Here is a 14426-nt window from a genome sequence, read left to right as displayed (position 1 = left end):
GCCCTGGCCGCCGCCCTGACCCGAGCGGGGCCGGCGACGACGGGCAGGAGGCGTGGAGGCGCCGCTGCGCTCGCCACCGGCCGGGCGCTGCTTGGCCTGGCGCTGCGGCTGCGCCTGCACGGGCGCAGGGCGCACGTGCGCGGCGCGCTCGGGGACGAGCTCGGTGACCGCGGCCGCGGTGACGTCCTCGAGCGGCGCGGTGATCGCGGCCTTGCGGAGCAGATCCTTCACGTCGCGACGCTGCTCGGGCAGCACGACGGTGACGACGGTTCCCGCAGCTCCCGCGCGGGCGGTACGTCCTGAGCGGTGCAGGTACGCCTTGTGCTCCATGGGCGGGTCGACGTGGACGACGAGGTCGACGTTGTCGACGTGCACGCCGCGAGCGGCGACATCGGTCGCGACGAGAACGCGGACTCCGCCGTCTTCAGGAGCGGAGGAGAAGGCGCCGAGGTTGCGCTCGCGGGCGTTCTGCGACAGGTTGCCGTGCAGATCGACGGCGGGGATGCCGGCCGCGGTGAGCTGCTTGGCGAGCTTCTTCGCCTGGTGCTTCGTGCGGGTGAAGAGGATGCGGCGACCGGTGCCGGAGGCGAGATCGCGCACGAGCGTGGTCTTGTTGTCCGTCGAGTCGACGACGAGCACCCGGTGGGTCATCTCGCCGACGGGCACGCTCTCTTCGTCGACCTCGTGGCTGACCGCGTTCGAGAGGAACCGGCGGGCGAGCGTGTCGATGCCGCGGTCGAGCGTCGCGCTGAAGAGCAGTCGCTGACCACCGGCGGGAGTGGCGGTGAGGATGCGGGTGACGCCGGGGAGGAAGCCGAGGTCGGCCATGTGGTCGGCCTCGTCGAGCACGGTGACCTCGACGGCGTCGAGCTGCACGACCTTCTGCTTCATCAGGTCTTCCAGGCGGCCAGGGCAGGCGACGACGATGTCGACGCCGTTGCGCATCGCCTGCTCCTGCGGACGCTGGCTGACGCCGCCGAAGACGGTCGTGACGCGCAGGCCCTTGGCCTCTGCGAGCGGGGCGATGGTCGCGGCGATCTGCGTCGCGAGCTCGCGGGTCGGAGCGAGCACGAGGCCGCGCGGGTGACCCGGGCGGCTCTTGCGCCCCGACGCGGCGAGGCGCGAGACGAGGGGAAGTGCGAACGCGATCGTCTTGCCGCTGCCGGTCCGGCCGCGGCCCAGCAGGTCGCGCCCTGCGAGGGAATCGGGAAGCGTGTCGCGCTGAATCGCGAACGCCTCGGTCTTGCCGTCCTTGGAGAGGACAGCGGCGAGGTCGGCGGGCACGCCGAGATCGAGGAAAGAGGTCATGAAGTATCTCCGAGATTGCACGCACGGAACCGGGCCGGGTGCGGGGAAAGGTGGGCGACGGCGCGGGATCGCGCATCGTTTCGCCGTTCGAAAAGGCCAGAACCAAGCAAGTGGCGCGGGAGCGTGTCGACGACGCAGACGTCTCGCATAACGAGTGGCGTCACCCTGACACTATCACGCGTCCATGGCAGAAGGCTGGGACGAGGTCCCGTCAGCGAGTCGTGAGGTCAGGCGTGCAGAGCGTCGTTGAGAGTGACGCCGACGCCTGCGCGCTGCACGGCCTCGACCGCACCGCTGAGCGAGTTGCGGCGGAACAGCAGCCCGTTCCGGCCCGACAGCTCGGCCCCCTTCACGGTGGCCCGGCCGCCATCCGCGGTCACGGGGCCGTCGACCATGACGATCTTCGTGCCCGCCGTGACGTAGAGACCCGCCTCGACCACGCAGTCGTCGCCGAGCGAGATGCCGATGCCCGAGTTCGCGCCCAGGAGGGTCCGCGCACCGATCGAGACACGGTGCTGTCCGCCGCCGGACAGCGTCCCCATGATCGAGGCGCCGCCACCGATGTCGCTGCCGTCGCCCACCACGACGCCCTGAGAGATGCGCCCTTCGACCATCGAGGCGCCCAGGGTTCCTGCGTTGAAGTTCACGAAGCCCTCATGCATGACGGTTGTGCCGGGGGAGAGGTGGGCGCCGAGGCGCACGCGCGACGCATCAGCGATGCGGACGCCCGCGGGCTGGACATAGTCGGTCAGACGAGGGAACTTGTCGAGTCCCTGCACCTGGATGCCGGCGCGCTGCAGCAGCGGGCGCAGGCGGTTGGCGTCGTCGGGGTGCACCGGCCCGGCGTTCGTCCACGCGACAGTGGGCAGGTGCGCGAAGATGCCGTCGAGGTTCAGCTCGTTCGGGCGGACGACGAGATGCGACAGCGCGTGAAGACGCAGGTAGGCGTCGGCCGTCGAAGTGGGCGCCGCGTCGAGATCGATCACCAGGTGCACGGATTCGACGGTGACGTTGCGGCGCTCGTCGGGACCCGCCAGCGCCTCGACCGTCATGATCGCTGCCGCGGCGTCCGCGGCATCCGGGGTACCAGCGCCCACTTCCGGGAACCAGGCGTCCAGAACGGTGCCGTCGCCGGCGATCGTCGTGAGACCTGTACCCCATACCGTGCGTGCGTCAGTCATGGCTACAACGCTAGCGCTCCGCGGCTTCGCACTCGGCGCATATGTCGCCCTGAGTAGGCTTGAGGGCATGGCGCTCGATCTCACCTCGTCCTCCGTCGACCTGACTCGCGCGATCTGCGACATCCCGAGCGTCTCGGGCGACGAACTCGCGCTGGCGGACGAGATCGAGCGGGCCGTGTCGGCCTATCCGCACCTCGAGGTGATCCGCCACGGCAACACGATCGTCGCCCGCACGGATCTCGGACGAGCGCAGCGGGTCGCGATCGCCGGCCACATCGACACCGTGCCGATCAACGGCAACGTCCCGGTGCGCGATATCGAGATCGACGGCGTGCCGCACCTGTGGGGGCGCGGAACCGTGGACATGAAGGCCGGCACCGCCGTGCAGCTGAAGCTCGCCGCCGAGCTCGTCGATCCCGCGGTCGACATCACCTGGATGTGGTACGACAACGAAGAGGTCGAGGCGTCCAAGAACGGCCTCGGTCTGCTCGCCGCAGTGCGACCCGATCTGTTCGTCGCGGACTTCGCCATCCTCGGGGAGCCGTCCAACGGTGAGGTGGAAGGCGGATGCAACGGCACGCTCCGCGCCGTCGTGCGCACCCACGGCGTGCGTGCGCACGCCGCCCGCGCGTGGATCGGAGAGAACGCGATCCACGCCGCCGCTCCGATTCTCACCCGGCTCGCCGAGTACCGTCCTCGGGAGATCGAGGTCGAGGGACTCGTGTACCGCGAGAGCCTGAGCGCCGTCCGTATCGCAGGGGGAGTGGCGGGCAACGTGATCCCCGATTACTGCGAGGTCGAGATCAACTACCGCTTCGCGCCGAGCAAGACCGCCGCAGACGCGGAAGCGCACATCAGGAGCATCCTCGAAGGGTTCGAGGTCGAGATCACGGATGCTGCCGAGGGTGCCCGTCCGGGGCTCGACGCTCCGATCGCCCGGCAGTTCGTCGCGGCGGTCGGCGCCCAGCCGCGTCCGAAGTACGGCTGGACCGACGTTGCGCGGTTCTCCGCGCTCGGCATCCCGGCCGTGAACTACGGGCCGGGCGATCCGCACCTCGCCCACCATGACGAGGAGCGGGTACCGCTCGCGCAGATCGATGCCGTCGAACGCGGGCTGCGCGCATGGCTCAGCTCGCGCTGAACGTCGCGCGCCGTTGGGCGCACGCCCCGCACGCCCTGCGCATCGCGATCATCTACCTGTGCGCGCGCTTCATCACCACGGGCTTCCTGATCGTCGCCGCAATGCAGTCGACATCGCTGTCGCGCTTCGGAGCACAGCCCGGGCTCGGGGACTTCGTGCTCGGCTGGGATGCGCAGTGGTACTGGTCTGTGGCCGACTTCGGCTACCCGACGACCCTTCCGCTGACCGCCTCGGGCGAGATCGCGGAGAACACCTGGGCCTTCATGCCGATCTACGCATACGCGGCGAAGATCGTCGGGCTGCCGTTCGGATCGTGGGGGTTCGGCGCGTTCGTGATCTCTTTCGTCTCCGGGTATCTCGCCTGCCTTGCGCTGCACAGGCTTCTGCGCGAGCGCATCGGCCGTTCTGCGGCGACGTGGGCGGTCGTGTTCTTCGCCGCGGGTCCCCTCGCGGCGATGTTCCAGGTGGGTTATGCCGAAACGCTGTTCCTGCTCCTGCTGTTCCTTTCGCTCGAGGCCGTCGCGCGGCAGCACTACGCCAGGCTCTACGTCCTCATTCCACTGATGGCGTTCACCCGACCGGGGGTGCTCGCCTTCGCGCTGTACCTCGGACTTCACGGCGTCATGCGCTGGATCCGCCGCCGGGAAGAGCCGCTGCAGCCCTCCCACGTCGTGCACATCATCGCGTCGGGCCTGCTCGCCACGCTCTGCGGCTTCGCGTGGCAGGTGATCGCCGGCATCGCGACGGGCGATGCCGGCGCGTATCTCGCGACAGAGCTGGCCTGGCGACGGCACTGGATCCTCGGCGGAGTCGACGGTTTCATCCCCTTCGAAGGGTGGATCCAGGGTGCGCAGTTCTGGTTCGCGCAGTGGGGCATGCCGCAGTTCTGGGGTCCGATCGGACTCGCGCTGCTCGTCGTCGCCGTGGGCGGGGCACTGATCTACTCGAGGCACGTGCGAGCGCTGGGTGGGGACATCCGCCTGTGGAGCGCGAGCTATCTGCTGTACCTGCTCGCCGTCTTCTTCCCGCAGTCGAGCACTTTCCGCCTGCTGCTGCCACTGTCGCCGCTGTGGGGCGCCGTGGCGGTGCCACGATCGCGACTCTGGAGAACATGCGTGCTGGTGGCCTGCCTCGCCGGTCAATGGGGGTGGATCCACTTCGTCTACGCGCTCGGCAACACCTACTGGCAGGTGCCGTGAATGTTAATGATTGATGCATTTATCCACATGCGAACTCCTGGCGTGAGTAACACCCGATAAACTGGTTGCATACCACCGAGGAAAAGGAGCCACGATGGCAGCGATGAAGCCGAGGACCGGAGACGGACCCATGGAGGCTGTGAAAGAAGGACGACTCATCATCGTGCGCGTCCCGCTCGAAGGCGGTGGGCGCCTGGTCGTCTCCGTGAACGATGCGGAGGCCAAGGAGCTTCACGACGTGCTCGCCGCTGTCGTGGCGCCGGCCTGATACTTCGACGAGCTCAGCAGCCCAAGGGGCGAGTTCTACGAAGGAGGGCGACGGATCAACTGATCCGTCGCCCTCCTTCTGCGTTCCGGGCTCAGTCGTTGTCGACGCTGACGAGCTGGAGCAGACCCTCGCCCGTGGTCGACACCGTGGCGAGCACGGCGGACGACTCCTGGGTCTCCTGGATGAGCGAGCGGTAGGCAGAGGTGACCTCATCGCGCTGCACGGGGTCGGCGACCCGCCCGCCGGCCAGCACGCGGGGAACCAGAACCATGCCGCCGGTGCGCGCCAGTCGGAGTCCGTGCTCGACGTACTCGATCACGTTCTCGGAGTCGGCGTCGATGAGGACGATGTCGTAGGAGGCTTCGTTCATGCGCGGCAGCACATCGGAGGCGCGACCCGTGATGAAACGCGCCTTGGTGGCGGGTATCCGTGCATCGGCGAACGCCTGGCGTGCGGCGGCGAGATGCTCGGGCTCGTTGTCGATGGAGGTGAGCACGGCCTGCGGGGCGCCGTGAAGCAGCCAGAGGCCGGAGACTCCCGCCCCGGTGCCGATCTCGACGATCGATCGGGCGGCGGTCGCGGCGGCGAGAACGGCGATCTGCGATCCGACCGCCGCGCTGACCGGCGCCGCGCCGAGTTCGATCGCGTGCGCACGGGCGCGGGCGATGGATGCAGGCTCGACGATGGATTCGCGGATGAAGCGCGCGTTTGCGTCGTGCTCGCTCATAGCCCTGGTTCTCCCACCTGGATGTGTGTGTTCTCAGCGTATGCGCTCGGTGTGCGGCGCGAGGGCAGGCGCGGCGGTAGCCTGGGGAGATGGGATTCGGGCTCACCTTCGAGAAGATGCTGCTGATCGGTCTGATCGCTGTGCTGCTCGTCGGCCCCGAGCGCCTGCCGAGGTACGCCGAGTCGTTCGCCAAGCTGGTCCGTCGCGGCGGTGAACTGCTGCGCGACACGAAGTCTCGCGTGCGCGAGGAGATGGGCCCGGAGATCTCGGACGTCGACTGGCGCAAGCTCGACCCTCGGCAGTACGACCCGCGGCGCATCATCCGCGACGCTCTGTTCGAAGACGACCCGGCTCCCGTCACGGCCGCGACTGCGCTCGTGGAGCCGGCGGCCAGCGCATTCCCGGTGCGGCCGCCGATCGAACGCCACGAGTTCTCGCGGGCCAGCCTGCCTCCGTACGACCCCGAAGCGACGTGAACGTCGGCGCGCGGTGATCAGCCGATCTTGGCGCGCAGCGCGGCGAGCTCCTCGTCGGTGAACAGCGCCCGCGGCAGCGCGGTCACGACCGAGGCGTTCCGCACCTTCAGCAGCACCGCATCCCGGCCCGCACGCAGGCTCTGGAATTCTTCGTAGGGGATCTCCGACCGGCGTCGGGCGGCGCCGATGCGCAGGAGACGCTCGCCGACCTCCACCCACACGGTCGTCTCGGGCGGCATGGCGGCGCGAACGGCACGACGAGCGTTCGCGATGGTCAGCCAGATCGCATACGCGGCGAGGGCGACGACGGCAACCGGCATCCATGCTGTGAGGACGTCGGCATCCGTCCCCGCCGAACTCAGATTCAGGATGCTCGTGATCAGAGCAGCCGCGAGCGCCGCCCACATGACGATCGCCCAGGGACGGGTGAGCGAGTAGACAGAGGCGTCACGTGCCATCCCGCGCAGCAGAGGCTCGTCGACCGTCAGCGATGCAGGCACGGCTCACCCCACCCGCATGGGCAGGGAGCGTCCGGCGAGCCCGCGGCCCCGGCCGCTCAACGTGCGGGCGAGATCGCTGATCGCGAGAGCTGCAGCATCCGTCGGCTCGCCGATCACGACCGGCACGCCGTCGTCGCCGCCTGTGCGCAGCGCGGGGCTCAGCGGTATGGACGCCAGCAGCTCGACGGACGCATCCGCAGAGAGCGCCTCGGCGACCGCCGTTCCGCCGCCCGAGCCGAACAGATCGATCACCGTGCCGTCGGGCAGGGTGAAGGCAGCCATGTTCTCGACGACGCCGATCACCTGCTGACCGGTCTGGCGCGCCACGAGCCCGCTGCGGATCGCGACGTCGGATGCGGCGGTCTGAGGTGTCGTCACCACGAGGACCTCGGCGTGCGGGAGGATCTGGCCGATCGAGATCGCGATGTCGCCGGTGCCCGGGGGCATGTCGATCAGCAGGACGTCGAGGTCGCCGAAGAACACATCGGTGAGGAACTGCTGCACCGTGCGATGCAGCATCGGCCCTCGCCAGGCGACCACGGCTTCGCCGTCGCGCAGGAACATGCCGATCGAGATCGTCTTCACCCCGTACGCGACAGGGGGCAGCATGAGGTCGTCGATGCGGGTCGGCTGGGTGCCGGCCGGGATGCCGAGCAGACCGGGAATCGAGAAGCCGTGCACATCGGCGTCCACCAGGCCGACTGCGAGTCCCTGTTCGGCGAGTGCGACGGCCAGGTTCGCCGTCAACGTGGACTTGCCGACGCCGCCCTTGCCGCTGGAGACGAGGATCACCCGGGTCAGCGAGTCGGGGCCGAAGGGCATCTGCCTGGCCGGCCGGCCCTCACGGAGCTTCTCTGTGAGCGCTTTGCGCTCGCCCGGTGTCATCACCCCGACAGACACCTCGACCTCGTCGACGTCGGCGACGGATGCTGCCGCCGACCTCACATCCGATTCGATGCGGGCAGCCGCCGGGCAGCCGACGATCGTGAGCACGATCGACACGCGAGCCGTCGAGCCGTCGACGACGACGTCGCGCACCATGTCCAGCTCGCCGATCGGTCGGCGCAGCTCGGGGTCGGTGACAGCCGCCACCGCCTGCCTGACGGCGTCCGCGGTCGTCATGACGCCTTGTCGTCGTGGTCGTCGAGCTCTGCCAGCAGGGCCTTCAGCTCCTGACGCAGCACGTCGCGGGTCACGACCTGCGCGTTGCGCTCCTCGAGAGACATGCGCAGGGCGACGATCTCGCGGGCGAGGTACTCGGTGTCGGCGAGGTTGCGCTCGGCGCGCTGCCGGTCCTGCTCGATCTGCACGCGGTCTCGGTCGTCCTGGCGGTTCTGGGCGAGCAGGATCAGGGGAGCGGCGTACGACGCCTGCAGCGACAGCATGAGGGTGAGGGCCGTGAAGCCGAGCGCCGCGTCGTCGAAGCGGACGCTGTCGGGCATCAACGTGTTCCAGCCGATCCAGGCCACGCAGAACAGGCTCAGCAGCAGCAGGAAGGCGGGGGTTCCCATCGCGCGGGCGATCCACTCGGTGAAACGGCCGAAGCGGTCACGCGATACGGGTCGCTGGCGCGTCGTGCCGCGGCCGAGCGGCGCGTCGAGCCGTGCACTGTTCTTCGCCATCAGCGCACCTCCTTGGCGGGCTGCTCGTCCTCGTCGTGCGTGCGCCAGTCGTCCGGCAGCAGGTAGTCGAGCACGTCGTCGACGCTGATCGCACCGACGAGACGATGGGCCGCATCGATGACGGGGAGCGACACGAGGTCATAGCTCGCGAGCATCCGGGCGACCTCCGCGGCCGATGCGGTCACTGGCACCGGCTCGAGGCTGTCGTCGACGATCGCGCCCAGGCGCTCGTGCGGGGGATAGCGCAGCATCCGCTGGAAGTGAACCATCCCGAGCAGGCGACCCGTGGGTGTCTCGAACGGAGGCAGCGTCACGAACACGGCCGCGGCGAGGGCCGGGTGCAGCTCGTGGCGGCGGATCAGAGCGAGAGCCTCTGCGACCGTCGCATCGGCCGACAGGATGATCGGCTCGGGCGTCATCAGACCGCCCGCCGTGTCGGGACCGTAGCGCAGCAGCATCCTGACGTCCTCGGCCTCCTCAGGCTCCATGAGGGCGAGCAGGTGCTCGAGTCGCTCGGGCGGAAGCTGGGCGAGAAGATCGGCAGCGTCGTCAGGCTCCATCTCGTCGAGCACATCGGCGGCGCGCTCGTCGCCGAGGCGGTCGAGGATGTCGACCTGATCGTCCTCCGGCATCTCTTCGAGCGCGTCGGCGAGGCGATCGTCGGAGAGCTCCTCGGCGACCTCGATGAGGCGTTGCTGAGGCAGATCGAGAAGCGTCGTCGCGAGATCGGCGGCGTGCAGCTCGGAGTACGAGGCGACGAGCTGCTCGGCCGACTGCGATTCGCCGGGGGAGTGCCGCTCGGAGACGTCGTTCCACGCCGCGAAGGTCGTCGGGCCCTTCGCGAACGGAGAGGCGCTGGTCTTCGGGCGCCGCAGGAAGAGCTGACTGATCGCCCACTCTCCGAGGCGGTTCGGCTCGATCGCGACGTCTTCGATCACCGCGGTGCCGCTGCCGTCGACGAGGTTCACCCTGCGTCCGAGCATCTCGGCGAGGATGCGCACTTCACCGGCGCGCGGCGAGAACCGTCGCACGTTGATGAGGCCGGTGCTGATGACCTGGCCGGCGCGGATCGAGCTGACGCGTCCGATCGAGAGGAACACCTGGCGGCGCCCGGGGATCTCGACCACGAGACCGATCACGCGCGGGGTGGCCGTACTTCGGTACACGACGACGACGTCCCGGACTTTGCCGAGCCGGTCGCCCACGGGGTCGAAGACGGCGCAGCCTGCGAGGCGCGCGGCGAATACCCGTTGTGTGCTCACTGTTCCAGCGTAGTGCGCGACCATGATCGGGGTGGCCCTGATCACGGTTCCGCGCCGACGCGCAGGGGGACGTGGAACAATGGCCGCATGAGCATGATGAATCGTCCTGCAGCTGGCGTCGACACCGGCGAGGTGGTCGCCTCGATGCGCGACTACGAGGGTGCGCAGAAGACGGTGTCGAAACTCATCGCCGAAGAGGTCCCTGCGCGAGACATAGCCATCATCGGACAGAGCGTGCGCACGGTCGAGCGGATCACCGGACGCCTCGGCTACGCGGCGGCGGCGCGCTCCGGCGCGATCAACGGCGTGCTGATCGGTCTGTTCCTCTCGGCGATCCTGGTGCTCGGAAACCCCGATGTGCCGATGCAGCTGTTCGTCGGCTTCGTCTTCATCGGCGTCGCGCTCGGCATGCTGCTGAGCCTCGTCACCTATGCGATCGTGCGCCGTCGCCGCGACTTCGCGAGCGTGACGCAGTTCGCCGCCGACCACTACGAGGTGACCGTGCAGCCGGCTTCGGTCGCCAAGGCCAAGAAGGTCCTGGGCACCGCGACGCAGACGACCGTTGTACGGCCTCCTGTCGACCTCGACGAGCCGCCGCGGTACGGCGAGCGCATCCCCGCGCCCGGCGCCCCCGCACCGGCCGCCCCTGTGATCCCGCCGCGTCCTGCCGACCCGGTGCCCCAGCCGCAGGAGCCCGAGCAGGCCGATTCTGAGGGAGAGTCGACCGAGCCTCGGCAGCCGTGACCGGCATCCGCTCGTGATCGTCTCGATCCCTGTCGAGCTGCCCACGGGTCCCGTCGCCGTCTCCGGCGACTGGCATCGCGGAGCGAACGGCGTGACGGCGATCGTCGCGCATGGCGCGGGCGCCGGCATGGATCATCCTTTCCTCACCGGCTTCACCGCAGCTCTGCACGACCAGGGGTTCTCGACGCTCCGGTTCAACTTCCCGTACGTGGAGCAGGGCAGGCGCATGCCGGGGCCGGCCTCGCACGCGATCGTGACTTGGCGGGCAGTGGCCGACTTCGCCAGGGGGCAGGATGCCGACGCTCCCGTGTGGGCGATCGGAAAGTCGTACGGCGGGCGCATGGCGTCGATGGCCGTCGCCGAGGGGATGGAGGTCGCGGGCCTGGTCTATCTCGGCTATCCGCTGCACGCGCCCGGCAAGCCGGAGAAGCCGCGCGCCGAGCATCTGCCGTCGATCGGCGTGCCGCAGCTGTTCATCGAGGGTGAGAACGATCCGTTCATCCAGCCGGTGTCGCAGTTCGAGGAGGTCGTGGCGACGTGCCAGGACGCGACCGTGGTGTGGATCGAGGGCGGCGGGCACACTTTCGAGGTGAAGGGACTGCGGCGCCCGGCATCCGAGATCGGGTCATCATTGGTCACATTCGTGACGGAGTTCCTGACCCGCTGACAGCATGGAGGTGCAATGGGCACCTCACACCACTACGACGCGATCACGCTCGACCAGCTCCGGGCGACCGGAGCCTTCAAATGGTCGACCCATCCCGAGGCGATCGGCGCGTTCATCGCCGAGATGGACTTCGGCGTGGCTCCGGCGATCGGCGACGCGCTGACCCGATCGGTCGAGGCGCTCGTCGGCTATCCGACGCCGGGGCTCGTGAACGCGATGTCCGAGGCGACGGCCCGATGGCTGCGCGACGAGTACTCCTGGGAGGTGCCGCCGGCGAGGATCAGACCGGTCGGCGATGTGCTCATCGCGATGCGGGCGACGATCGATCACTTCACCGAGCCCGGGTCGAAGATCATCCTCCCGACGCCCGCGTACATGCCGTTCCTGAAGATCCCGCCGATGCACGACCGGGAGATCATCGAGGTGCCGTTGCTCCTCGATGAAGGTCGCTACGTGTTCGACCTCGACGGCCTCGAGCGCGCCTTCGCCGACGGCGGCGGGATGCTGATCCTGTGCAACCCGTACAACCCCGTCGGACGCGTGTTCACGCGCGACGAGCTGCTCGCCGTCTCCGAGATCGTCGAGCGGCACGGCGGACGGGTGTTCGCCGACGAGATCCACGCCCCCCTCGTGTTCGCGCCGCATCACCACATCCCATATGCGAGCATCAGCGCGGCCGCAGCTGCTCACACGATCACCTCGACCAGCGCGTCGAAGGCGTGGAATCTGCCGGGGTTGAAGGCGGCGCAGGTGATCCTCAGCAACGACGCCGACGCCGAGATCTGGGCGACCCCGGTCGTCACCCGCAACGAGCTGCTCGCGAGCAATCCGGGCATCATCGCGAACACGGCGGCCTACGACCACGCTCGCGACTGGCTCGCGGACACGCACGCCTACCTCGACGGCAATCGCACCCTGCTGGGTGAGCTGCTCGCCGAGCACATCCCCGACATCGGATACACGCCCGCCGAGGGCAGCTACGTCGCCTGGCTGGACGCGCGTGGTCTCGGCATCGAGGGATCGCCGGCCGACTTCTTCCGTGAACAGGCGGGGGTCGCGCTCACCGATGGCATCGCGTGCGGAGCGGCTGGAGAAGGGTTCCTGCGCTTCATCCTCGCCACGCCGCGCCCGATCATCGAGCAGGCGGTGCGGCAGATGGCGGCGGCGCTGGCTCGGCGCGGGGTTCCCGTCGGCGTCTGAGGCCCGGCATCCGCCCTCCGTCGCCACGACGTCCGCCCCGTCGCCTTGACGCCTCCCCTTCTGCTTCGCTGCGCTCGCGAAGGACAACCGCAGCAGAGAAGGACGATTCTGCTCAGTCGGTCCTTCTCAAGCGCAGTTCTCCGTCGCTGACGGTGGTTTCGGATGAGAGGATGAGCGGATGACGGCGAGGAGAGGGCTGCATCACGTCGAAATCTGGGTCGCCGAACTCGGCACGTCATGGTCGTGGATGCTGGCGCGACTGGGGTTCTCGCTGTCGGCCGCATGGGACGGCGGCCAGACGTGGGATGCCGGGGGCGCCTACATCACGCTGACCACCTCGCCGACTCTGACGGATGCCGCGCATGATCGTCGTCGTGCGGGCGTCAACCATCTCGCGTTCCGGGGCGGATCGCCCGCGGACGTCGACGCGCTCATGCAGGCAGCTCCTGCACACGGGTGGGCGCCCCTGTACGACGACAGATACCCGCATGCCGGCGGTCCCGACCACTACGCGGGCTGGGTGGAGAACGCGGAGGGCTTCAAAGTCGAGATCGTCGCCGAGACGGCCTGACACCGCCGCCGAGAAGAGGTCGACCGCTCCAGATCAGGACGATCCACGAAGGATGTCCTTGTCCGGAGCGGTTGACCTGTTCTCGCGTGGGGCGGGCGTGGCGGGAAGCGGCTCAGGCCTGCTGTACCCGAGCGATCCACGCCTCGACCTCGTCGGCCGTGCGGGGGATGCCGGCCGAGAGGTTCACGGGGCCGTCTGCGGTCATGAGGATGTCGTCCTCGATGCGCACGCCGATGCCGCGGTATTCGGCGGGAACCGTGAGGTCGTCGATCTGGAAGTACAAGCCCGGTTCGATCGTGAAGACCATGCCGGGTTCGAGCACGCCGTCGTAGTACATCTCGCGCCGGGCCTGTGCGCAGTCGTGCACGTCGATGCCGAGGTGATGCGAGGTGCCGTGCACCATGTAGCGGCGGTGCTGGCCGCCGGCATCCGCGTCGAGCGCCTCTTCGGCCGTCACCGGCAGCAGTCCCCACTCGGCGGTGCGAGCGGCGATGACCTGCATGGCGGCGCCGTGCACGTCGCGGAACGGCACGCCGACCTGAGCGGCGGCGAAGGCCGCATCGGCTGCTTCGCGCACGGTCTCGTAGACGCGGCGCTGCACCTCGGTGAACGTGCCAGAGACCGGCAGTGTGCGGGTGATGTCCGCCGTGTACAGGCTGTCCGCCTCGACACCGGCGTCCACGAGGATCAGGTCTCCCGGGACCACGGTGCCGTCGTTGCGGGTCCAGTGCAGGTAGCAGGCGTGCGGGCCCGACGCCGCGATGGTGTCGTAGCCCTCGCCGTTGCCTTCTTCACGTGCGCGACGGTGGAAGACACCCTCGACCACGCGCTCGCCTCGGGCGTGCTCGATCGCCTGAGGGAGGGAGCGGATGATGTCGTCGAAGCCGCTCGCCGTGATCTCGACGGCACGGCGCATCTCGGCGATCTCGAACTCGTCCTTGATCAGTCGCAGCTCGGAGACGAAGCGGGAGAGCTCTGCGTCGTCGAGCGTGACGTCCTCATCGCCGGCTTCGAAGGCGTCTAGGTGATCGGTGGCGACGCCGAGGTCGGCCGCGACGCCGGCGAGGGCGGGACGCGGTCCGATCCAGAACTCGCCGATCGTCGCATCCGCGTAGAACTCGGTCGTCGTGCGGTCGGCGCGCTCGCGGAAGTACAGCGTGATGTCGTGTCCGGCATCCGTCGGCTCGAAGACGAGCAGAGAATCGGGTTCGGCATCCGACGCCCAGCCGGTGAGGTGCGCGAAGGCGGAGTGCGCGCGGAACACGTAGTCGGTGTCGTTGCTGCGCTGCTTGAGGGCGCCTGCGGCGATCACCAGGCGCTTCCCGGGGAACGCGGCCGAGACGGCGTCGCGCCGAGCTGCTGCGTACGGCGCCTGAGCGCGCGGCGCGGGCAGCGACTCGGGGCGCTCGGCCCAGCCTGTCGAGATGGTGTCGAGGAAGCCGCGCGGGAACGGCTGCTTGCGGTTCGTCGTGCTGTTCTCGGTGGTGGGCTCAGCCGTGGGCTCGGCGATCGTGTCGCGTTCTCCGGTGTTCATGGATCAAGTCTGTCACCCCGTCGGCC

The 14426-nt window shown here is 69.0% G+C and carries 16 protein-coding genes; 8 read left to right on the top strand and 8 right to left on the bottom strand.

Translation table 11 applies throughout. The features are described from left to right. Both ACI3KT_RS16960 and dapD read right to left on the bottom strand, forming a co-directional pair. Positions 1–1308 (bottom strand): DEAD/DEAH box helicase (locus ACI3KT_RS16960; RefSeq protein WP_404905667.1); only part of this gene is annotated, 1308 nt, incomplete at its 3' end. 227 nt (positions 1309–1535) lie between these two features. Next, positions 1536–2489: a 2,3,4,5-tetrahydropyridine-2,6-dicarboxylate N-succinyltransferase gene (gene dapD, locus ACI3KT_RS16955; protein WP_404905666.1), complete on the bottom strand. Its 954-nt coding sequence runs from the start codon at positions 2487–2489 to the stop codon at positions 1536–1538. 67 nt (positions 2490–2556) lie between these two features. On the opposite strand from dapD, the gene dapE reads away from it, so the two are divergent. The 3 genes from dapE to ACI3KT_RS16940 all read left to right on the top strand — a co-directional run bounded on the left by dapE (position 2557) and on the right by ACI3KT_RS16940 (position 5097). Further along, positions 2557–3630 carry a succinyl-diaminopimelate desuccinylase gene (dapE, locus tag ACI3KT_RS16950; RefSeq protein WP_404905665.1) on the top strand — a complete coding sequence of 358 codons (1074 nt, stop codon included), beginning with the start codon at positions 2557–2559 and terminating at the stop codon, positions 3628–3630. Further along, positions 3612–4829, top strand: a complete 1218-nt coding sequence (locus ACI3KT_RS16945) for a hypothetical protein (RefSeq protein WP_404905664.1) — start codon at positions 3612–3614, stop codon at positions 4827–4829. The genes dapE and ACI3KT_RS16945 overlap by 19 nt, the downstream gene beginning before the upstream one ends. A gap of 94 nt (positions 4830–4923) precedes the next feature. Continuing rightward, the gene (locus tag ACI3KT_RS16940) at positions 4924–5097 is read left to right on the top strand and encodes a DUF3117 domain-containing protein (RefSeq protein WP_017203323.1); all 174 of its coding nucleotides are present in this window, start codon (positions 4924–4926) and stop codon (positions 5095–5097) included. 91 nt (positions 5098–5188) lie between these two features. Here ACI3KT_RS16940 and ACI3KT_RS16935 read toward each other — a convergent pair whose 3' ends face one another. Beyond that, positions 5189–5824, bottom strand: a complete 636-nt coding sequence (locus ACI3KT_RS16935) for an O-methyltransferase (protein ID WP_307295706.1) — start codon at positions 5822–5824, stop codon at positions 5189–5191. An 89-nt stretch (positions 5825–5913) separates the two neighbouring features. Here ACI3KT_RS16935 and ACI3KT_RS16930 point away from each other — a divergent pair, with 89 nt between their 5' ends. After that, a complete protein-coding gene (locus ACI3KT_RS16930) occupies positions 5914–6300 on the top strand; it encodes a Sec-independent protein translocase TatB (RefSeq protein ID WP_404905663.1) in 387 nt (128 codons plus the stop codon). Positions 6301–6317: 17 nt separating this feature from the next. Here the strand turns inward: ACI3KT_RS16930 and ACI3KT_RS16925 are convergent, their stop codons facing one another. From ACI3KT_RS16925 to ACI3KT_RS16910, 4 genes are read right to left on the bottom strand one after another with little or no spacing between them, the layout of a single operon-like run. Next, positions 6318–6800 (bottom strand): YcxB family protein, encoded by a 483-nt coding sequence (locus tag ACI3KT_RS16925; RefSeq protein ID WP_404905662.1) that lies wholly within the window; start codon positions 6798–6800, stop codon positions 6318–6320. 3 nt (positions 6801–6803) lie between these two features. Beyond that, complete coding sequence (locus ACI3KT_RS16920; RefSeq protein WP_404905661.1) at positions 6804–7922, bottom strand: Mrp/NBP35 family ATP-binding protein; 1119 nt, start codon at positions 7920–7922, stop codon at positions 6804–6806. Further along, complete coding sequence (locus ACI3KT_RS16915; RefSeq protein WP_292907226.1) at positions 7919–8422, bottom strand: DUF1003 domain-containing protein; 504 nt, start codon at positions 8420–8422, stop codon at positions 7919–7921. The genes ACI3KT_RS16920 and ACI3KT_RS16915 overlap by 4 nt, the downstream gene beginning before the upstream one ends. Then, positions 8422–9684: a magnesium transporter MgtE N-terminal domain-containing protein gene (locus ACI3KT_RS16910; protein ID WP_292907228.1), complete on the bottom strand. Its 1263-nt coding sequence runs from the start codon at positions 9682–9684 to the stop codon at positions 8422–8424. Before ACI3KT_RS16910 ends, ACI3KT_RS16915 begins: the two co-directional genes overlap by 1 nt. Before the next feature lie 87 nt (positions 9685–9771). Here ACI3KT_RS16910 and ACI3KT_RS16905 point away from each other — a divergent pair, with 87 nt between their 5' ends. The 4 genes from ACI3KT_RS16905 (at position 9772) to ACI3KT_RS16890 (ending at position 12866) form a co-directional block, all read left to right on the top strand. After that, positions 9772–10428: a general stress protein gene (locus ACI3KT_RS16905; protein ID WP_404905660.1), complete on the top strand. Its 657-nt coding sequence runs from the start codon at positions 9772–9774 to the stop codon at positions 10426–10428. Between the two features lie 16 nt (positions 10429–10444). Then, positions 10445–11095 (top strand): alpha/beta family hydrolase, encoded by a 651-nt coding sequence (locus ACI3KT_RS16900; protein ID WP_404905672.1) that lies wholly within the window; start codon positions 10445–10447, stop codon positions 11093–11095. 15 nt (positions 11096–11110) lie between these two features. Beyond that, on the top strand, positions 11111–12295 hold the full coding sequence (locus tag ACI3KT_RS16895) for a MalY/PatB family protein (RefSeq protein ID WP_404905659.1): 1185 nt from the start codon (positions 11111–11113) through the stop codon (positions 12293–12295). A 178-nt stretch (positions 12296–12473) separates the two neighbouring features. Further along, complete coding sequence (locus ACI3KT_RS16890) at positions 12474–12866, top strand: VOC family protein (RefSeq protein ID WP_404905658.1); 393 nt, start codon at positions 12474–12476, stop codon at positions 12864–12866. A gap of 112 nt (positions 12867–12978) precedes the next feature. On the opposite strand, the gene ACI3KT_RS16885 is transcribed toward ACI3KT_RS16890, so the two are convergent. Further along, positions 12979–14400 carry an aminopeptidase P family protein gene (locus tag ACI3KT_RS16885; protein WP_404905657.1) on the bottom strand — a complete coding sequence of 474 codons (1422 nt, stop codon included), beginning with the start codon at positions 14398–14400 and terminating at the stop codon, positions 12979–12981. Between the last annotated feature and the right edge of the window lie 26 nt (positions 14401–14426).

Source organism: Microbacterium sp. ZW T6_19 (assembly GCF_044987465.1).
Taxonomy (GTDB): domain Bacteria; phylum Actinomycetota; class Actinomycetes; order Actinomycetales; family Microbacteriaceae; genus Microbacterium; species Microbacterium natoriense_A.
Note: the sequence above shows the minus strand (reverse complement) of the source record. Positions and strands in the feature narration are given on the sequence as shown.